The sequence below is a fragment of the Flagellimonas marinaquae genome (genome assembly GCF_023716465.1).
GTDB classification, from domain to species: Bacteria; Bacteroidota; Bacteroidia; order Flavobacteriales; family Flavobacteriaceae; genus Flagellimonas; species Flagellimonas alginolytica.
This window is the reverse complement of sequence record NZ_CP092415.1, coordinates 1,412,510-1,432,567: the sequence shown is the minus strand read 5'-3', so window position 1 is coordinate 1,432,567 and position 20,058 is coordinate 1,412,510. Positions and strand designations below refer to the sequence as shown.

Below are 20,058 nucleotides of genomic sequence, written 5' to 3'. Positions count from 1 at the left end.
TAATGCAATTTTTGATAGTTTCGGAAAAAAGTATTTATTTTGCGCTCTCCTTGGGGGATTAGCTCAGTTGGCTAGAGCGCTTGCCTGGCAGGCAAGAGGCCACCGGTTCGAATCCGGTATTCTCCACTAATGTTTACAAGGGCTTCAAGAGTTTATGACTTTTGAAGCTTTTTTCATTTGCACGCAATTTGCACGCAATTTTGGTTTCAAATTAAACTTAGTTTTTTATGATATAAACTGGTCTGTTTTGATGTTTTTCACTCTTTGGAGTATATTTTTGAAAGAGTATCACATCATCTATTACATTCTTAACTTCTTCTTAGCTTTAAAAAGCTATGTCCCATAAAAGGTGAATTTACGAAACCATGAAAGAAACCACCATTGAGACTAACTCTGGGAAAGTAGTAATTATTGGAGAACCGTTCCTTAAATCGCCCGTTGTGAAAGACTGGAGTGAAAAACCAGCAGATTCCTTTAAATTCTTCGGACCAAGAAATCTTTTAAAAAACTTCAAAAAGAAGTTCAATTCTTAGGTGAGCACGAACGACTACAACACTGTGTAAGGTTTAAAAATATTTGAGTAAGGTTTCTAAGAAATATTCCTTTATAACCTATCCGAATCTGGCCAATATTCCTCGTCCAATTTAAGCTCATACTTCTTGAAAAAGAAATGATTGTTTACCATAGGATTTTTGTCATTGTAAAAGAAGGTTTCGGTTAATTGTGCAATAAGTTTTTCCTTCAGTTGCTTTTGGGACAATTTCTCTTTCCTTATCCATAGAAATAATCTTTTTAGAAGATTTTTCTACCTCAGGTTTTTCAACTAATATTCTTCCTTATTCTTTGGGATGTATAACAAATGTTCACCACTGTGGCTGTTCTCCCTTATACACACCTTTCCATTAAAAGGAAAGATTTCAACGGATTCGGCGAGTCCTTTACGAAATAAAAACATTGATGTTTTAAATCTTCACGATGACTATTAAAGAAAAATATGATATTAAAATAGCCTTAATGCCAACTTTTACCGTTTTTGTAGGACTAATTGAATCAGCTTAAAAAATATCAATCTTAAACAAAAAAGTGAGTGTTCCGTTTTTTTATAGTTGATATCATATTACTCCTCCAATATTTTTTTTAAGTATTCAGAGACTTCTTCGCATTCGGGAACAAATATTTTGGTTATAAAAGCCTCATTCTCAACTTTGTATTTTTCAAACATCCTTGAACCATTATTTTTTGAATGAGTTACATTGGCAATTCTATCGCAAAACTTTATGAATGAAGCATTTTTGGTCTCTCTGATTCCCTTATAGTATTTGTCATTGGCCCGCTCCTGCCTGGTCCGTCCCTTTTCATTTGTCAAGGCATAAGCAAGTTCAGCAATTGTTTCATTTGTCTCCCTCTTGACATCGTTGTAGGTCTCTCTTGCATCTTCAATAATATCGTGTACCCAACAAGCAGCCAATACATTTTCCCGTTCATCAAATTCTATCAAGTGTATAAATTTCAAAGCTGTTTCAAACACCATGTTTAAATGAAAATCATAATCATGTTCGCCATATTTTTGATTTACACTTTTATGTTTTCTGATAGCGTAGTCTTTTGTTCTTTCCAGTATATCCATAATTGTATGGTCTATTTTTGTCTTTGGAGAATTATGGTCACCTTCTCAAGGAATTCAAAATTTGTTTTAAGAAAAGAGAAAACCCAAATAGTCATTACATTAAAACTTGAGTAAATATCCTGATTCTTTTTCACTTTTTGCTTCCCAAAACCAATGGGAATATCATTTATATCATTCTCCAACTACTAGTGGATGGAGGCATAGATGTTCTTTCAATCAGGTTTTCATGTTTTGAACCATAGGAGTATATTGATAAATTTCATTAAAAAAGGAATCTCCACAAAAAATCTACCTGGAATATTCTCCTTTCGCATAAGAAGCCAATATGGATGCATTTGGTGTTTTACAATTATTCGGGAAATCGGAGAAATAGATACATTTCGGAATACCTTTTTCAAAGGTGATCCTAACAGTTCCTGGACTGTTGGTTTTGAACCCGTTGTATCTGTAATTTGCGACCAGCTCTGTGGGTCTTCCTCTGGCATTTGTATATTTTTTTACACCGGATACACTGTTTGGAACGTAACGATTGAATGCCCAAGTTTTTGCCTGGTCGTCCACTAGGTCGTCTATCAATCTTTCAAAGTCTTGGTCACCACTTGGCCCTCCTGAATTTTTTATTTTTTCATATTTGCTGCGCTCCTTCATTCGAATTGCCGGCCGGTCCAATGCAAACAATCGCAAATTCTCTTCAAGGCGCTCAATAGAGGGACTGGAACAGGGATTAAGATTGAAGATCATGGTCATATCCGTTGCCAGACCTTTGGCTTTATGGGCCATATCAACGGTATTTCCCATGGCGTTGGGATCGGTCATAATCTCAATAGTAGTCTTTAGTGCGTTTCTGTTCTGTATGTCACGAACGGTCAAATAAGCCCCGTAAAGTTGAGGACGTGCATAGATTCCTGTACCCACGGTTTCCCACTGTACGCATGTCCTATCCGTCTCCACCCCGAAAACATCGGTTTTGACTCGTTCCCTAACGCAAACATCTTCCATAATCTCAACTTTATCATAGGGTAGTGCTTGAGGGCAATGCTTTCCAAAAGCCCTTAGATATTGACTGAATAAAGATAGGAATTCCATGTCCTCCCTGGTCATTTCAATGTTTTCAAAATGCCCCCGAAAGATATAGTCAAAGAACTCTGCATAGTATAATCCTTCTGTATTCAGTTCCATGGAATCGCCGCTCTTTTTAATATTGATTGGATGTTGTTCAACAGGGTAATCAAAGGAACTAAGGAACATAACTATCATTATAAGGACTGAATTTTTTAAATACGTATTTTTCATCGGTTCAAATTTTCTATAGAAGTTTTTAAGGCTCAAAGCAGTACCTATATCTTATCAATTTTTATTAGGTAAAAGGAGTAATTATCCTTCGTGTTTCCCTTTGCCTCGGCCGTTATCATTGCTGATATTTTCTCAACAGGAATTTCCTTTTTAAACAACTTTCCAATTTTTTCCTCGTCTATATTCTCGAGGATTCCATCGGAACAGAGCATAAAGAAATCATTCTCTTGAAGATTTTCGATGGTTTTCACATCTACTTTGGATGGGTTCAGGCCATTGATTGCCCTCGTAATGATATGCCGTTTGGGATGGTTCCTTGCTTCCCGCGGCGTAATCTCTCCCATATCCAACATTGCCTCCACAACTGAATGGTCCTTGGTGCGGTAGAGCACTTCTCCATCACGAATATGGTATATCCTGCTATCACCTAACCAAGCTATCTGCACTTTTCCAACTTGGTCTGATATATACAAAAGACTCAATGTACTTGCCATGCCCTTTGATTCCGGAAAGTTTCTTAAATGTTCACGGAAGGTATTTTCCACAAATTCTAGGGCTTTCGACCAATAGGCTGGATCTTGCACTCCCCTGGAAGGGTTATCTTTGATAAAGGAAGCCATTTCGTTACACACCAGACGGGATGCCAATTCACCTTTGGCCTGGCCACCGACACCGTCACATACCATGAACAGACGGGAATCCTTGGTTGGAATTGCAGGGTATATGGTATCCTCATTTGATTCCCTACTGCCTATTTCATTGCAACGGACCGGTAGTTGAATTTCCATTTTCTTCAATATTTTTTAACAACCCAATCACAGGCTTTTTTATACCCCTTTTCACAAGATCGTTGAAACCAGGTTTTTGCCAGATAGGTGTTTTTTCCGGTTCCAAGGCCACTATAGTAACAAGAGGCTAGGTTATACATTCCGACTCGATCACCATTTTTGGCAGACTTTTGATATAGTTCAAAAGCCCGTTTCATGTTTTTAGACCCTCCGAGGCCACTGTCGTACATATAGCCGAGATAACTTTGCGCATTGGCATGATTTCGATCGGCCGCCTTTTGGAACCATTTTTTGGCAGCGTAATAATATTTGCCATTGTAATACATCACCGCCACCCTGTATTGGCTGTGCAAGTCACCATTTTCTGCGGCTTTCAAATACCACGGGGTAGCATTTCCTTTTTTGTCCTTGCCCAACTTGAGGTCGTAATACAGGTCAGCCAATTTTATTTGGGCTTCGAGATGGCCTTTAGTAGCTACATTGAGATACCTTCTTTCGGCTTCCAAATAGTCTACAGGCCCAGCCAAACCCTTTTCAGCCATAGTGCCTAACATGAAGTCTGCAGCTAAAATATCTTGGGCCGCTGATTTGGTAAAAAATTCTTTGGCCTTTTCGTAATCCTTGTTTATTCCTTTTCCTTCATAATATAATCTGCCTAAAGCGTAAAGAGCTGAACCTTGATTTTGACCAGCGGCAAGCTCATAATATTTTATTGCCTTGGGCAGATCTATGGTTCCATCCGCTTCCCCATATTCAAGGATTTTGGCCATCATGTATTGTGAGTTGGCATACCCTTTGTCAGCGGCTTTTTGGTACCAACCTTTTGCATTTTTTATGTCTTTTGTAATACCCCATCCATAATAGTGCAGAAGACCCATATTGTGCATTCCGAACGTATTTCCCTTATCGGCCGCCAATTGGAACCATTTCTTGGCCTCTTGATAATTCTTGTCGGTGAAATATAAAGTGCCCAATTCATTTTGAGCTCCCAAATGTCCTTTATCTGCCGCTTTGGTCAACCATTGTATTGCCTTTATGCGGTCCATTTTAGCCAATACTCCATTTTTATAGAAAATGCCCAGATTAAATTGGGAAATAATATCCTCGTTCTCAGCAGCGATTGTAAATAGTTCCAAAGCCTTCACAGTATCTTTGGCCACATACTGACCAAACCTGTACATATTTGCCATGCCCCGATATCCAGAATACCTGCCGATGGACGCGCATTTTTCATACCCCTCGAACGCTTCCTTATAATTTTTTTCAGACGTATTGAGGATTGCTAGGTTTTCGATTGCAGCTGGATGGCCCTTACTAGAAGCTTTTTCATAATACAGTTTTGCCTTACTCGCGTCCTTTTCCATAACAAAACCAAAAAAGTGCATTAACCCCCTTAGATTTAGAGCCTCTGGGTTGCCATCATCGCTTAGAGTCACAATGCTGTTCTTTGCCTTTCCATAGAATTTTTTGGCCTCGACCGTGTCCATATCCACACCGAGTTCGTTCTGATAGGCCCATCCATGATTAAAGTTCGCCAGGTCATATCCTGCATCAATGGCCATATCCGCATATTCAAAGCCCTTTTCGTAATCGACCTCTGTCCCGTACCCATTTTGATTGAATCTGGAAAGGAAATAAAAGGCTTCTCCGGACCCATAGTCGGAGGCCTTAATAAAGATGTCATAGGCCTCTTTGAATTTGCCTTCTTTATAAAGGTTCCACCCATCTGCCAAAAGCGTATTTATCTTGTTGGAGCGATAAAAAGCGTAGCCCCCGAAGCCCAGTCCCAAAACCAAAAAGAATGTTATCAGGGCAGGCCAGACCTTTTTCCTTTTTCCCCTTTTACCTTTGTCCTTGGATATATTTGAAGGAATAAAAATGGTGCCCTCGCCATCATCGATTTCGTTCACCGCACGTACGAAGCCGGAGACAGAGGAAAATCTATCTATGGCATTTTTTTCAAGACTGGTGCGTAAAATGGCTTTATATTTTTCTGGAACTTCCGAGTAATCCGGTTCTTCACCAATGATACTATCCCTGGTCAGTTCATAGTCCTTACTGCCATGACCAAAAGGTAATTTACCCGTCAACATCTTGTAAAACATGATTCCCAAGGCCCAAACGTCCGTTCGTTCACCGATTTCACCATTCAATCCAAACTTCTTTTTGAAGAACTGCTCAGGGGCCATATAATGGGGTGTTCCTACCCCCTCGGTCATGGACTGTTGGATGGTTTTTTCGGATAGGACATCTTGACTGATACCAAAATCCGTTATTTTGGAAACTCTATTTCCGCCTCTATCCTTGCCGAAAAGAACATTGCCAGGCTTTAAATCCCTATGAATGATACCCTGTCCATGAAGATAATCCACGGCTTGGGCGACTTCCAAAATGATTTTTTCGGAATCCTCTAGGGACAGGCCTTTTTGTATGGCCTGGGCTAAGGTGCCCTCCCCAGCATATTCCATAATAAGAACTGGATAGCTGGCATTTCTTCCCATGGCATCTTTGTGGACAATGTACTCGAGATCATAATAAGTGATCAGATGCGTATGAGAAAGCCCATCAATTTTGGAGAACTCCTGTTCCAGACTGTACTTTTTCTGTCCCGTACTCCCTTGTGTACCCCTGGATACGGCTTCTTTGTAAATCTTTAGTGCCACATACCTGCCTTCGGTATTTAAATCACGTGCCTTGAAAACCTCGGCAAATCCACCTTCCGCGATTAGGTCTTTTTCAGGGTCCCACTCATAATGTGATAGTATCATAGGTTTTTTGTTGTTTGTTCGGTCGTTTTCTAAATGTACTAAAAATCAATGTTGTTCTTGGATATGAGCCACCATTTTGCATGCCCCATCATGGCCTTGTCCACAAGCTTTGTTGAACCATACCTTCGCCTTGCCCAAGTCTTTCGGAATTTCCACCCCTTCATAGTAGAGGTTGCCCAATGTCACATTTGCATTGGTGTTTCCTATATCCGATGCTTGTTCAAATAGCGGAACGGCTTGCTGGATGTCTTTTGGCACTCCCTGGCCCTTGAGGTGCATGATTCCCAAATTGAATATCGCCGGGGCATATTTCTTTTTTGCCGATTTTTGAAAGTATGCAAAAGCCTTGGAATAGTCCACTTTGACATTTTTCCCAAAATAGTATGTGCAACCCCTTTCAAAAAGGGACTTTCCGCTTTTTGGAAAGAACCAAATCACCGCCAATATTACCATTAATATCCAAAGAGAAAAACCCCATAGCCAATCCGTAAATGGTATTTCGTAAGACGGCATAGGATTCGGGAGACTACCGTTTTCTTGAAAGGATAAAAGTTGTTGGTTATCCAGTGGATAGTACGATCCAAACTTTCCCCTAATGCCCAAAACGTAGCCATCATCCTTTATGTATACTCCCATAAAGAAGAATTGGGAAGTGGTCTTATATCCTAAATAAAGATCTTCCCCATTCGAACCCTTTATGTCTACATCCATAATTTTTTCTATGCGTTCGCTTTTTCCGAAAAGACCCCTGACCCTTTTGGCCATGGCTATGTTTGGAACGAGGGCCATTAAGAATACTATCAAAACAAATTTTTTCATTATTTCAGCTTTTATGGTTATAATTAGAGTTTGATCTACTTACTTTTTTGAAAGCCCATTTCCTGGCTTCTTCCCCAAACCGGGTATGCTCTCCGAGCAAGTCCCTAAAACTGTGCGATTCGAAAAATGCACAACCAGCACAAAACGATACCTCGCTTTCCGAATCATAGAGACCTTTAACGTAAAGTTTCTCCAAATTGGTCAATTTGATAACTTTTTGTTCTTCCAATGCCTCACATAGCACTACCGCCAAATATCTTTTTCCGGTATCATTCGAGAAAAGCAGCTTACGGATCTTTTCATGTTCCGATCTTTTTATGGCCAACTCCATTTCCAAAACCAACTTTGTTGGTCTGCCGAAAAAAGAGCAGTGAAATCCTATGACTGACCGTTGTTCTTGTGCATTTTGGGTATATCCATGTTTCATCCCTGATATTAGGAAGCAGAATACGAAGGAAATAATCAATAAAAGTGGGGGTAATTTAAAGCTTATGTAATTTAAGGTCTTCATCTTCTGTTTGGTTCATGTTTACATACATGTATAACCATAAAATGAAAATGTCATCTTTTTTACGACCTCTATTCTTTTATCCGTTCAAAGGGTGAGCTGCATTTTCTGAAAATTCCCAAATAATCAAGGCTTACAGGAATGACCTCATCGCCGTCGGTATTCACCGCGCCCCATTTTTTTTCAAATTTGACCGGGGCCAAACCGTAGGAAAACCTTTTGGCTTCCCAGTACCTTAGAGGAACTACCTCATCCCCATCACTATTTATAAAGCCTCCAAGGGAATTGACAACGAAAGCAAACCCGTCTTTAAAACCATGAGTCATAGAAAACTTGAATGGTATGACCTCGATTCCATCTGAATTGATGAAACCATATTTGTTACTGAATTGAACCGCTGCCAGGCCTTCAGAAAAAGCTTGGGGTTCATTGAGCACATAATGGAATGGGGATTCCTCATTATATTTAAATTCAGTAATGGGATTTCCTTGGGAATCAAGATATCCCCAATATTTATCTTTCGCCACGGCAACCCTGCCCTCAGAAAATATACTGGCATGCTCATATTTGCCAGGAATTGTTTCATTGCCCCTCTTGTCTATAAAACCATAACCGTTTCCAAATTCTACACGGGCCAAACCTTCTGAAAATTCCGAGGCATCGGTATACTTTAAAGAAATGATCTCGTTACCTATTTTGTCGATGTAGCCCCATTTCCCATTTAATTCGACTTCGGCCAAACCTTCTTGAAATTCGTAGGTAGTGCTATACTTTGGGGGTATGACCATTTCGCCAAGTTTATTGATGTATCCCCATTTTCCATTTGTTTTGACCGCGGCCAGACCTTCTGAAAACCCATAAATTTCTTCAAATTTACTTACGTCGATTTCTTCTCCATCTGTATTTGCTATGAAGGACTTCTCTTCTAGTTTTAACTTGACAAAACCATCATTAAAAAAATTATAGGAACCATCTATGTCAAAAATGGGAGGAATCACGAATTCTCCCACAGTATTTATGAAGCCGCATTTTTCTCCAAGCACTACCTTCGCTAAGCCTTCATAAAAACCAAAGGCCCTATCAAATTGGAGCGGTATTTCAAAATCGCACGCTTTATTGATATATCCCCATTTTCCGCGAACGAGAGCCGGGGCAAGGATTTTGTCTCTTTTTTCCATTCCCATTTATCTTTCTTCGTAAACTACTGTTTTTATGGGTTCCCTTGTTATAAAAAGTCGTGCCAATCTGTTCTTGGTAATATCAACGGTAACTAAGGGCGTCGCATCTTTTGCATCTTCATCCAAAGCATAAATTTGACTGTCCTGGACCAGGTAATAGTAATATCGTCCAGCTTCTTCCACACGGTATACCATTGCCTTTTCCAAATCCAGATCGGCTTGGATTATAAGTTCCAACTGCCGTTCTTCTTTATTGAAAAAATATGTTTGTTCTCCACTATTGTCATTATCAAACCTAACCAACAATTCCGATAGGACAGTTGAAGCATTTTGGACGCCAACAATGTTCACGGTTACCTCTTCTTGGGATGGAACTGATTTAATGGGTCTATTGAAAAGTGTATTCACCCCCTTGTTGTTGCGCTTTGCATCAACCTTTATCAACGGTAACCTCCGTTTTGTTTTTTCCAGATCATAGTAGTCGTTTTTATACTTAAGAAAATAGCCAGATTCCTTGTTCTTTAAAATCCTAAGGGACAGGGCTTCCAATTTCCCCATCAATGGACGACCGTACAATTTGAAAACACCGTCATGAAAAGTATAGGAAAGGGACCTAGAGGATTGATATTTTCTTACCGCTCTGCTTGGAAGGGTTTTGTAACCACCAATAGCCAATTGTACCTCGCTCTCTGTGTTGGGATTTTGAACACTGTCGTGTTTTTGTAAACCATCGGTATTCTCTCGATTGACCAGATTGTCATTATCCTGCACTCTATCAATATCTGGCTTATCCAGCTTATTTTCTTCGACCAGTTTTCCCTCATCCAGATCAAAAATGGAATCGGTCTTCATTGTGGATGTTGTATCCACGTCCACCACGGTGGGTTCGGTGTTTGATGTTGAAGGGCCGTACTGATTGAACAGTAAAATGGCCCCACCGATTATCAAACAGGCTGCTATTGCCCCACTATAAATGAAAAGTCTTCGATATCTTCCGTTTGGTCGGTCTGAAGTTGGAGTTTCTTGGTTTTCTTGATACTCTTTATAGTACTTTCGTAAGCGGTTCTTTAATTCTGCCTTTTCTTTCTTGGTTATTCCCTCATATATTTTTTCATAGACCCTTACCTCTTTGGCAAAATCGGGATTGTGGTGCATTAATTCCTCTACCTCATCTTTTTCCGATGGGGCCAGTGTACCTCGAAGGTATTTGTCTATCAATGCTATGTACTTTAATTCCTCTATCATTTTACTGTTCTAAAGCGATTATGTCCTCGTACGAAATGCTGGACCTTAGCTTTTTGAGACATCTTAATTTTTGCTGGCTTGCCGACCTGGCGCTTGAATAGTTGAACCTTTCGGCGATATCCTCCATGCGCATGCCAAAAAAAATAGCGGTTTCCAGAAGGGATTTGCACGGTTCCCCCAAGCGTGACATGGCCCTGCCCAAATAATCCTTTAATCTGGGCCCTGGGTGGGTAACCTCATAGATCAGTTCTTCTTCAAACTTGCTTTCAAAACCATTGGCTTCCCTAGGTTGTTCGTGGCGCTTTCTTCGGTTGAGTTGGTTGAGCCACTGTCTTTTAGAAATTTCAAACAGGTATGTGCTTATTTTACTTCTTTGCTCGTATTTTCCCGACATGACATTCTTGTAAAAGACGATTATCGCTTCTTGGAACACATCGAGGGCATCTTCCTCGTCCCCATTGTTTCTGCAAATCCAGCTTTTTACCATCCCCAAATGGGCATATAACTGCCCAAGGCATTCCTCGTTACCTGATTTTAGCTGGCGTAAAAGTTCGTGGTCAGTCATTTAGTCAAAAGGCTTTCTTAAAAACTTATTTCAAGTAGGTCTTCTATGGGCACATTGAACCTATACCCCTCTATAAGTACCTGTGCCTCCCCCAAAATAACAAAATTCACTTTTTGATCGGTCAGCCAAGAGAATTTCATTTGTTTCAACAAGTCCAGATTGTTAAAAGTAACCTGTAAAGGAATTATTTGTGACCCCATGGGTTTCTGATCATATGGTTCTTCCAACGTCCAATGTGCTACGGATTCTTTAGCCTTATCCAGATAAAAGCCCAGCTCCAAACTATCGATTTGATATGCAATGGGCATTTGGTTGATGGCCTCCATTTCGAGTCTGAGTTGCGTTTTTCTTAAAGAAGGTAGCTTGTCACTGGATATGGAGCGTAACTTAAAATTTTTACCATAGTCCAAGTTTTGCTCAATCTGGGTCAGAATAGCTTCTTTGGTATTAAGATGAATTTGGTCATCCAATCCTATACTGAAAGAGTTCAACATAAAGCTGACCTTTCCGTTTCCCTTGAGCTCAAAAGTCGAAGAGTCCGAGGTAAGCAGTTCGGGATAAAATGTGCTTAACCTTTTTAGGCTTATTTTGCAGCTTACAGGGATTCCTATGGTATCATTTGCATTTAGCGCAATCTGTTCCTTTAAGAATCCATTGCCCACCAACGAGTCCCTATAGTAGATTTCCATACTGGATTGGCGCAATTTTGTCCTGACATTGTTTGGGTTGTAAACAATGTAGTCCATCCCTACCATAAGGGTGTCATTTTTGGAATTCAAAATGGCAATGTTGTCGATGGCCACGAATTCCGGTCTCTTGGCACATGAGATAATGACAGAAAGGACGGCAAACAGGACTGTTGCCTTTATTTCGGTTGTTATTTTCATAGGGCATCCTTCTTTTTAAGTGATACGAAAATCAGCAGGTAAAAAAGCATGCTGAGAATGGCGATGGCTAGAAGGTTCCTATCAAACCCATCAAAGAGACTTCCTATCAATTTTCCTTGGTCCACCAGTTTTTCATTATAAAGGTCCAATATTCGAAGGGCTGAGGAGGGGGCATCCCGTACCCCGTTGGCAGGAGGGGGCAGTGCCACTGTAGCAATTACGGATTGTGTGGTATCGACAGTGCCTTCCAAATTCGGGGATACTTTGTCCTGTACCCGTGCCAATCCCTCGGTGCCCCATCTTCCCAGAGTGAAAAAACTCAACAGTTCCACAAGGGTATTGTTTATTTTGGTCATTACCCCTGCCAACATAATCTGTGGCATCAATGCAATGGGTACCACTGTCATCACCTTTTCTGTATTGTTGAAGGTCGCTGAGAGCCAAAGCCCTATGAGTGACGCCGAAACGGAGATATAGAACATGAATGCCGCGCTTCCCCAAAACGAGCGAAGAAATATCTCTTCAAAGTCGGGGTGGGAATTCCATTTAAAGTTAACATACACAATGCCCACAAAAATCAGGGTCTGAATCAGTGCGATGAGCGCAAGAACCGCCCATTTGGAAAGAATATATGTATTGATGGCCAAATTGAACATGCGCTCCCTTTTGTAAATGGGGAGTTCCCCGACAATTTCCTTGGCGGCATTACTGACTCCGAACCAAATCCCTGAAATGGCCATCAAGAACAGCACCCCTACCTGGAACTTGTCAAAGACCAAACAAACAAGCCCCCCTATAATAACAGGTTGTGCCAAGAGAAGTCCGAGGTTCTCCCTGTCGTTGACCTTGATTCTGAAATACCTGGAAATCAGCCAGAACAATTGCAGCCAATGGGAGTCTTTCCGCTCTTTTTTGATTTCCTGGTTAATCGTCCTAGGCACACTTTGCTTGGGCGGTTTTTGATAAAACTTACCAACCACCTCGAAATCGCTCATTTTGCTGTAAACCTCTACAATATTGCCCACTTCAAAATGGGCTGTCAATAAATCCGCTGATCCTTTAAAGACCAAATGCCCCTGTACTCCCAGAAATATGACCTCATCCACATAACTGAGGTCTTCTGGTTTGTGAGTGACCATGACTATAGTAGTCCCATTGTGTGCCAATTCTTTTAAGCTGGTCAAGAAACCCTCTATAGTTTCAGGATCCAGTGGAGAGGTGGGTTCATCCAAAAAGAGGATAGTAGGTTCGGTCAAAAGTTCCACGGCAATGGAGACACGCTTGCGTTGACCGCCAGATAGACTACCTACTTTTATAGTCCGAATATCTTTCTCTTTGTCTTGGTCCAGATTTAGATCGGAGATTACCTTGTCTATTCTTTCATTGATTTCTTCATTGGTCGTATCATCCGGCAAACGCAATTTGGCGGCATAGAACAAGGTCTTGTAAACGGTCAGTTCCCTATGGACAATATCATCCTGTGGTACGTATCCTATCTTTTTTTTGATTAAGCCAAAATTTTCTGTCAGCGAAAGTCCATGAATCAGTACTTCCCCAGAAGTGGCGGGATTCTCCCCATTGAGACATTTTAATAAAGTTGATTTTCCGCAACCTGAGGGACCCATCAATGCCACGAACTTGGATTGATGGATATCCAGTGACATATCTTGGAGCCCGATTTTGTTGTTCGGGTATTTTTTTTGTATGGCACGGGCCATAATGGCACTTTTGATTTTTCTTAGGTCTCTGGGACCGTTACCAAGTGTTATGCTGTAAAAGGATATGGTGATAGTATCACTGTCGTTCAGCTTTGTCTTGGTCCTTACTTCTTTTCCGTTTAGATAGGTCTTATTGGTAGACCCTAGGTCCTCAACCCAAAAACTTCCCTGGGAATATGACAGCAGGGCATGTTCACGGGTCACCGTAGGGTCTTCCAAAACAAGGTCATTACTTTTTTGGCGTCCAACTTTTAAAATCCCTTTCGCCATTATTTTTTGTTTGAAATCGAATGGACCTTGTCTTTCAATTTCTTCTTGTTCCTTTTTTTTGGTAGGTTTTTCAGTGGAAAGGTAAAAGGTTAAAGAAGCGATATTGACCATGTCCCCTGGTTTCAAACTTGACCAAACATTAGGCTGCAGGCGTTTTTTATTCACCTTGGTACCATTGGCACTCTCCAAGTCGATGATAAAGACCCCTTCTGATCTTCGTTCAATTTGGGCATGCTCCCGGGAGACCCTTCTACCGTCCACTTCAATCTCCGCACCGTGTCCATTTCTTCCAATGGTCAGCTTTTTCCCCGGCTCAAGGGGTATCGACCGCGTATTGTAAATTAAATACATCTCTTTTATCTATTGTTGTCTATATAGGAGTGTATGCAGTTCTTTCTATGTTCTGCAAAGGGGTGTGTCGAAGTAAGCTTTCTTAGCAAATCCTGTTTTTCATATCGCTCCAATTTTTTGAAAAAATCCGCAAATCGGTTAACATTGTACCCTGCGGCCTTGGCAAGCTCAAAGCCGACTTTGTCGGCCTCATATTCGTCAATTTGATCAAAGGGCGGGGCCAGTGTTCTGTTGATTTTACTGGCTATTTCCGCAAAACCGTCCATTCGGGTCATATCCCCTAGATCAGTGGAGAGTGTGAGCTTGGTCACTTTACGCTGGGTGTGCAATCGGTCCTCGTGGGCAACTTCATGACCAATGATGAAGGCCAGTTCGTCATAGGAATCCACAAAGTCCAATAGTCCGGTGGTGATGTAGAGATAGCCACCAAGAGTGGCGAAAGCATTGATTTCATCCGATTTAAGTATGCTCAATTTGTAGTTTACCCCTTTACGGGAAACGTTCTTTGAGATTTCTTGTAGGATTTCCTCGACCTTTTCCCTGGCAAAATGGGTGTTGTCCAATTGGCCCAACAAGACGTATCGGCTGTAAATTTCCCTGCCGATGGAGCTTTTGGAATTACTGCTGATATAGAGTGCAAAATCAAGCCAATTGTTCTCCGCCTGTTTCAATAGAAAGGCGGGGCCATCAAATGCATGGCCACAGTTGTTCAACAAGGCTGCATCTTCAACTTTGGAGGTGTAGACGGCTATAGCTTCGTCAAGTTTATCCAAGGGCAGTTCCTGTGCACCGGACCATTTAAAAAGGAGAATGACTAGAAGAGTGGAAAGGGTTGGTTTCATCTTGTTTTTATGGTATATAACCAAATGTAGCAAATGTCATCTTTTAAGTGGAAAATTTCCCTATAAATCTTTGCTACAGACACTTGACAACCACTGCTTGGTCACTTTGGATTCCTCCTCCGAAGGTCTTCTGTTGCCTTTGCCCAAGCACTGTACCAATATGCGGAACTTTGGACTTATCTCGATTGTAATGACCCTGTTTCCATTCTTTTTCAGGGAGAAAATTGCCGAAGTGCCCGAGGCGCACCTTCCTGCATAGGTTCCCACACAATGACGCATAATCCGTCCTTCTTCATACAATTGTTTGCCGTTGGTCAGTTCCACAAAATCCCATGTATTGTCCTTCCCGTCCGTAAAGGTCCAATCCCAATAATGCCCCTCCCATTGGTATCCTATCCATGAGGGCAAGTATCGGGAGGCCAAATATTCCTCGCTGGCCGCGAGCACGTTATTTACCGTCCTCCCCTTCCATGTAAATTCCGCTTCAATACCATTACGAGTCGCTTCGGTATATCGATGAAGAGCCCAATCAATTATTAGGTTGCTTTCCTCGTCGCTTATTGACTCTCGGTTTCTAATCAACCATACCACCGTGTTTTTCCAAAATCTGCGATAAGGCTCATCGGACGTCCGTTCCGTCGGGTCAATCACCAGTGAACGACTGTACATAATGCGCATGAAGTCCTGTTGGTTCCCTCCCAACCTTCGTATTTCTGCATAGAGACATGATTCCATGGGGTAATCGGTGTTGGGTGCGTCTTTAAGAAAGTGCTGGAATTTATTGGAAATATTCCATCCAAAGTATTCTGACGCCTTCTTAAGACTTCCACCTTGTCCAATAATCAAGTACCAGCATATCCACTTGAAGGGAATGTAGTCTCTTCCAAAGCCGCCATTGTGATTTGGGAACCATTGTTCATTGAGAAAACTGGGCACATAGTATGCTGTGAAAAGGTGATCAAGGATGTGTGCTCCGCTTTCCGGTGTCCAAGATTCAGGACCTCTCAACCAAAAAGGGGACAACAAACTGCACCACTTTGCAATAAACTCCCCATGTTCTGGGCCTACCGCCTTTCTGATTATTTCGATATTTGATAGATCACCAATCGCTTTTCGTAGGTATTCCACGGTCTTGTCCATAGTGTCTGGTAGATTATTTAAATCCTTAAAATAGGAGTGCAGTCTTTCCTCGATTTGGTTCCCCGGCACCAAAGTCTTTTGAAGTTCTTGTAGACGTGAATCCCAAGGCAGCATATCACCGATGTTTAACTTCTGAACCGTCCTTTCCTGGCTGATGACCTTCTCGTACACCCTTTGATAATTGTATTCGCAGATATCTTCTTGGCTTCCCATGCCAATGTCGCTATAATAGCAATCAACACAACAGTGGAAACCGGGAATATAACCATTCAAAGCGGCCAAAGGGTCCCTTAGGTTGTTCCAGTACATATCATGGACATGGCCTCCAGATTTGTCTAAATGGTATTGTTCCAGTTCTTGCTCCAAAGAAGTCTGGGAATTCTTCAATTCATAAAGTCGTTGCCAACGCCAGTTGTGGGGTTTTTTGTAAAACTTACGGCCCATTTTGGAATGCTTTTGATTATCCTCTAGTAGTATATAACTAAAATAAGGGAATATCATCATTAAAGTTTGTTTGTAAGCAGATTGAATGAAATTTATTGGTTTAACAGTTTTCTTAGCCGTATTTTAAATCCAGTATTTAACGGGATGGTTTGTTTTTTTGTTTTCATTGAGTTACCCGTTTTAATTGATATTCATGAGTATCACAATAAGAACGAATTTTAGAACAGTTTTTCCCAGAAATGTTTAGCTTTCTATCAGAGGCATTAAAACTTGAAATAAACAAACACAAAAATCCACCTCTTCTATAGCACCAGTTTTCAACTTCTGCTAGTCTTAATTGTTGATAACCCCAATTTCTTCTATTCAACCACCTATTTGCCCATATTAAAAATAGCTTGATTTGGTATCAAATAAAACCAAATAAATCTAAGGATTCATCAATGCTATTTAATCTGAACTATTTTTATGTAAAAAACAGTAAATCAGATATTTGTGAATAAAATATGTCGTCCAATCTTACTTTTCCCTAATCCTCTCTTTATCTTTATCCAAAGAATTCTTCAAAAGAAAACAAAAGCGCTTTTGTTCATTTTTAATCTATAAAAAGAAACAAAATGGACAATTTTTTGATACTCGAACGGCTCGACCGTTTGGAAAGGCTAATGATAGCCAACAAAGAGGTGCTCACATTTGATGAGGCCTGTGATTACACCGGCATATCAAGAAGCTATCTGTACAAGCTTACCGCTGCGGGGCATATCCCGCACTCCAAGCCCAATGGAAAACTGATATTCTTTGAAAGGGAAAAGATAGTCAGTTGGTTGCTACAGAACCAACGTAAGCCATTGCCGGAAAGCGATACGATTGTGGATTCAAATCCTTAGCCACGGAATCATTTTTAAATTATTTGTGGATTCACCAAAAGTGGAAGTAATCACAAAATTCCAAAAAGCACCAATATGGAAACAGTACCATACATAAGGGTCGGGACCACTTTTTACAAGTTGGTCAGGGTTCCGACCATTTCCGGACATTTCAACGAGCAGCTGGTCCCTTGGAACGAGCATATCATCAAGCAGGACCATGGCAAGGACTATCTGGGCAAGGTGCCCAAATATGATGGGTTCGCCTGTATTCCCTGCCATGTGGATTTTAAAAAGGAGCACCATGGTTTCTACAACACCTATTCCCCATTGTCGCACCAACCGAAAGAGGGAAGCATCAAAAGGACACGGGCCTTTTTGGGGCATATCTTCGGCAACCAGCTGGAGCTGGGATTGGACTATCTGAAACTCCTGTACCAAAGACCGGTGCAGGTGCTCCCCATCCTCTGTCTGGTCTCCACGGAAAGGAACACCGGGAAAAGCACGTTCCTCAAATGGCTCAAGGAAATCTTTGGAAACAACCTTACCTATCTGACCAATGACAGCTTTGCAAGCCAATTCAATGCGGACTGGGCTAACAAGCTGCTGATATGCGTTGACGAGGTACTGTTCAACAAAGAGGAGCTTACTGAGCGCATCAAATATCTGAGCACCACCAACCGGAACAAACTGGAGGCCAAGGGAAAGGACAAACGGGAAGTGGAGTTCTTCGGGAAGTTCATCCTCTGTAGTAATAACGAGGACAGTTTTATCAAGATCGATGCCCATGAGACCAGGTTCTGGGTTAGGAAGATTCCTTCACTTAAAAGGGAGGACACCGATTTCTTGGACCAGTTGTCCAAGGAAGTGCCCGCTTTTTTGGATTTCCTGTCAAAAAGGGAATACAGCACAAAACAAAGAACCCGAATGTGGTTCACGCCCAAACAGGTTTATACCACAGCACTGAAGAAACTGGTGAACAATAACCGGAACAGGGTGGAGAAGGAACTGGCCAGCCTATTGCTCAGTGCCATGGAAAAGTTCGAGATGGACTATGTGGACCTTTGTCCCATCGATGCCCTGCACATGCTCAACCGCACACGGGTCAAGACCGACCTTACCCAACTGAGGCGGTTGCTAAAAAATGATTGGAAACTGGACAACCAGCCCAATTCCAATAAGTACCAAAAGATTACCATCTGGAACACCGGTGAGATCAACATCGAGGACGCCAAGGGAAGGTACTTTACCATAAAAAAGAATTTTTTGATCCAAAATTTTGATGATTTGATGACAGATTGATATAAGCCCAGTGTTTATAAGGGTTCAGGCTGTCATCACTTTGTCATCATTCTGTCATCAAAATAAAAAATGATGACAGGGACAATGAAGAAAAAAACAAAAGTGATGAAACGATGACAAAGTGATGACGGGGGAACAACCAGTATTTACAGGGTCTCCCAGAGATTTGTCATCAAATCATCAAAAATCGATTAAAAACAGAACCATGAAGGAAAAGAGAATGGACTGCGAAAAAGCCCGCAACATTGACATCGTTTCCACGCTGGCCAAGTCGGGGCACTTTCCAGTCCGGAAAACGGAAAAAGAAGCTTGGTTCCTCAGCCCGTTCCGGAGCGAGACCCAAGCCTCTTTCAAGGTATCATTGAAGAAAAACTATTGGATAGACTTCGGGACCTTCGAAGGGGGCAGTACCATAGACCTGGTCATGAAAATGGAGAACTGTTCGGTAAAGGAGGCATTGGAGCGTTTGTCCGGAAATATGGACCATTTTTCTTTTCACCGGCGGTCGAATCCAACCAAAACTGAACATAAGGCCAATCCTATTGAAATCATCGAGGTAAAGGAAATCGAACACCAGGCCCTACAAAACTATCTGAGCTCCAGAAAGATATCGACCAAGACCGCAAGAAAACTTTGCAAGGAAATCCATTATCGAATAGGTGGTCGAAAATACTTTGCCATCGGACTCAGGAACAGGTCGGGAGGCTGGGAGCTGCGAAACAGATATTGGAAAGGGTCCACATCGCCAAAGGATGTTTCGATGATCGGGAAGAGATTCAAGAAATTGGCCATTACAGAAGGCATGTTCGATATGCTGACCCTAATGGAGCTGATACCGGATATCGGGAATAGCCATGACCTTTTGATATTGAACACCACGGCCTTTGTAAAACGGATGACCACAGAGATAGGGGAATATGAAAATGTGGAGCTGTTTCTTGATAGGGACAAAACGGGACTGGGGATGGCGGAACTGTTATTGGAAAAGTGCCCGAACAGCAGGGATATGTCATTTCTCTATGAGGATTTTAAGGACATGAACGAATGGAAGGTAAAAAGCGCGAAGGATGAAGTTCGGCAACGAATTCAAGATGTGTCATTGTCATGACAAATCTTGCTTTTGCTCCCGAAGGTCGCAAAAGATGATGGAAAAATGAAGAAAGAGTTCGTCCAGTTCCGGTGCTCGGTCTACGAGAAGAAACTGCTGAAGATCAAGGCCCGGAAGAGCGGTCTTTCCATCAGTGAGTATTGCCGCCGTGCGGCCTTCGAAGACCGGATAGTGGAGCGGATGACGGACGAACAGATAGAGGCCTATAAACTATTGGTCAAATACCAGCGGAACTTCAAATTAATCACGAACATGTTCCGGAAGCGGAACCCCAAGTTGGCAGAGGAAACTGCTCAACTGGCCAAAGAGATACGACAACACCTTTTAAATTTTAAGAAATGA

The 20,058-nt window shown here is 41.6% G+C and carries 18 protein-coding genes and 1 tRNA gene; 6 read left to right on the top strand and 13 right to left on the bottom strand.

The window, feature by feature from the left end; genetic code table 11:
* Window positions 1–52 precede the first annotated feature (52 nt).
* Both MJO53_RS06465 and MJO53_RS06460 read left to right on the top strand, forming a co-directional pair.
* Window positions 53–126, top strand: a tRNA-Ala gene (locus MJO53_RS06465).
* Between the two features lie 239 nt (window positions 127–365).
* Window positions 366–533 carry a hypothetical protein gene (locus MJO53_RS06460; RefSeq protein WP_252080919.1) on the top strand — a complete coding sequence of 56 codons (168 nt, stop codon included), beginning with the start codon at window positions 366–368 and terminating at the stop codon, window positions 531–533.
* A 584-nt stretch (window positions 534–1,117) separates the two neighbouring features.
* Here MJO53_RS06460 and MJO53_RS06455 read toward each other — a convergent pair.
* The 13 genes from MJO53_RS06455 to MJO53_RS06395 form a co-directional block, all read right to left on the bottom strand.
* Window positions 1,118–1,627 (bottom strand): phosphohydrolase, encoded by a 510-nt coding sequence (locus tag MJO53_RS06455; RefSeq protein WP_252080917.1) that lies wholly within the window; start codon window positions 1,625–1,627, stop codon window positions 1,118–1,120.
* A gap of 288 nt (window positions 1,628–1,915) precedes the next feature.
* Window positions 1,916–2,920 carry a hypothetical protein gene (locus MJO53_RS06450; protein WP_252080916.1) on the bottom strand — a complete coding sequence of 335 codons (1,005 nt, stop codon included), beginning with the start codon at window positions 2,918–2,920 and terminating at the stop codon, window positions 1,916–1,918.
* A gap of 44 nt (window positions 2,921–2,964) precedes the next feature.
* Entirely contained in the window at window positions 2,965–3,708 is a 744-nt protein-coding gene (locus tag MJO53_RS06445) for a PP2C family protein-serine/threonine phosphatase (protein ID WP_252080914.1), read from the bottom strand.
* 5 nt (window positions 3,709–3,713) lie between these two features.
* Entirely contained in the window at window positions 3,714–6,476 is a 2,763-nt protein-coding gene (locus MJO53_RS06440) for a serine/threonine-protein kinase (RefSeq protein ID WP_252080912.1), read from the bottom strand.
* A 45-nt stretch (window positions 6,477–6,521) separates the two neighbouring features.
* Window positions 6,522–7,295, bottom strand: a complete 774-nt coding sequence (locus MJO53_RS06435; protein ID WP_252080911.1) for a tetratricopeptide repeat protein — start codon at window positions 7,293–7,295, stop codon at window positions 6,522–6,524.
* A gap of 4 nt (window positions 7,296–7,299) precedes the next feature.
* The gene (locus MJO53_RS06430; RefSeq protein WP_252080910.1) at window positions 7,300–7,722 is read right to left on the bottom strand and encodes a hypothetical protein; all 423 of its coding nucleotides are present in this window, start codon (window positions 7,720–7,722) and stop codon (window positions 7,300–7,302) included.
* Between the two features lie 152 nt (window positions 7,723–7,874).
* Window positions 7,875–8,981 carry a WG repeat-containing protein gene (locus MJO53_RS06425; protein ID WP_252080909.1) on the bottom strand — a complete coding sequence of 369 codons (1,107 nt, stop codon included), beginning with the start codon at window positions 8,979–8,981 and terminating at the stop codon, window positions 7,875–7,877.
* Window positions 8,982–8,987: 6 nt separating this feature from the next.
* The gene (locus MJO53_RS06420; RefSeq protein ID WP_252080908.1) at window positions 8,988–10,226 is read right to left on the bottom strand and encodes a hypothetical protein; all 1,239 of its coding nucleotides are present in this window, start codon (window positions 10,224–10,226) and stop codon (window positions 8,988–8,990) included.
* 1 nt (window position 10,227) lies between these two features.
* Window positions 10,228–10,791: an RNA polymerase sigma factor gene (locus MJO53_RS06415; RefSeq protein ID WP_252080907.1), complete on the bottom strand. Its 564-nt coding sequence runs from the start codon at window positions 10,789–10,791 to the stop codon at window positions 10,228–10,230.
* A 17-nt stretch (window positions 10,792–10,808) separates the two neighbouring features.
* Window positions 10,809–11,678: a hypothetical protein gene (locus tag MJO53_RS06410; RefSeq protein ID WP_252080906.1), complete on the bottom strand. Its 870-nt coding sequence runs from the start codon at window positions 11,676–11,678 to the stop codon at window positions 10,809–10,811.
* On the bottom strand, window positions 11,675–14,017 hold the full coding sequence (locus MJO53_RS06405) for an FHA domain-containing protein (RefSeq protein WP_252080905.1): 2,343 nt from the start codon (window positions 14,015–14,017) through the stop codon (window positions 11,675–11,677). The genes MJO53_RS06410 and MJO53_RS06405 overlap by 4 nt, the downstream gene beginning before the upstream one ends.
* Window positions 14,018–14,022: 5 nt before the next feature.
* Complete coding sequence (locus MJO53_RS06400) at window positions 14,023–14,859, bottom strand: M48 family metallopeptidase (RefSeq protein ID WP_008183741.1); 837 nt, start codon at window positions 14,857–14,859, stop codon at window positions 14,023–14,025.
* Window positions 14,860–14,919: 60 nt separating this feature from the next.
* Window positions 14,920–16,503 carry a PcfJ domain-containing protein gene (locus MJO53_RS06395; protein WP_252080904.1) on the bottom strand — a complete coding sequence of 528 codons (1,584 nt, stop codon included), beginning with the start codon at window positions 16,501–16,503 and terminating at the stop codon, window positions 14,920–14,922.
* 554 nt (window positions 16,504–17,057) lie between these two features.
* On the opposite strand from MJO53_RS06395, the gene MJO53_RS06390 reads away from it, so the two are divergent.
* From MJO53_RS06390 to mbpA, 4 genes are all read left to right on the top strand, one after another.
* A complete protein-coding gene (locus tag MJO53_RS06390; RefSeq protein ID WP_252080903.1) occupies window positions 17,058–17,327 on the top strand; it encodes a helix-turn-helix domain-containing protein in 270 nt (89 codons plus the stop codon).
* Window positions 17,328–17,402: 75 nt separating this feature from the next.
* The gene (locus MJO53_RS06385) at window positions 17,403–18,608 is read left to right on the top strand and encodes a primase-helicase family protein (RefSeq protein ID WP_252080902.1); all 1,206 of its coding nucleotides are present in this window, start codon (window positions 17,403–17,405) and stop codon (window positions 18,606–18,608) included.
* A gap of 205 nt (window positions 18,609–18,813) precedes the next feature.
* Complete coding sequence (locus MJO53_RS06380) at window positions 18,814–19,716, top strand: CHC2 zinc finger domain-containing protein (protein ID WP_252080901.1); 903 nt, start codon at window positions 18,814–18,816, stop codon at window positions 19,714–19,716.
* Between the two features lie 12 nt (window positions 19,717–19,728).
* Complete coding sequence (gene mbpA / locus MJO53_RS06375) at window positions 19,729–20,058, top strand: mobilization protein MbpA (protein WP_252080899.1); 330 nt, start codon at window positions 19,729–19,731, stop codon at window positions 20,056–20,058.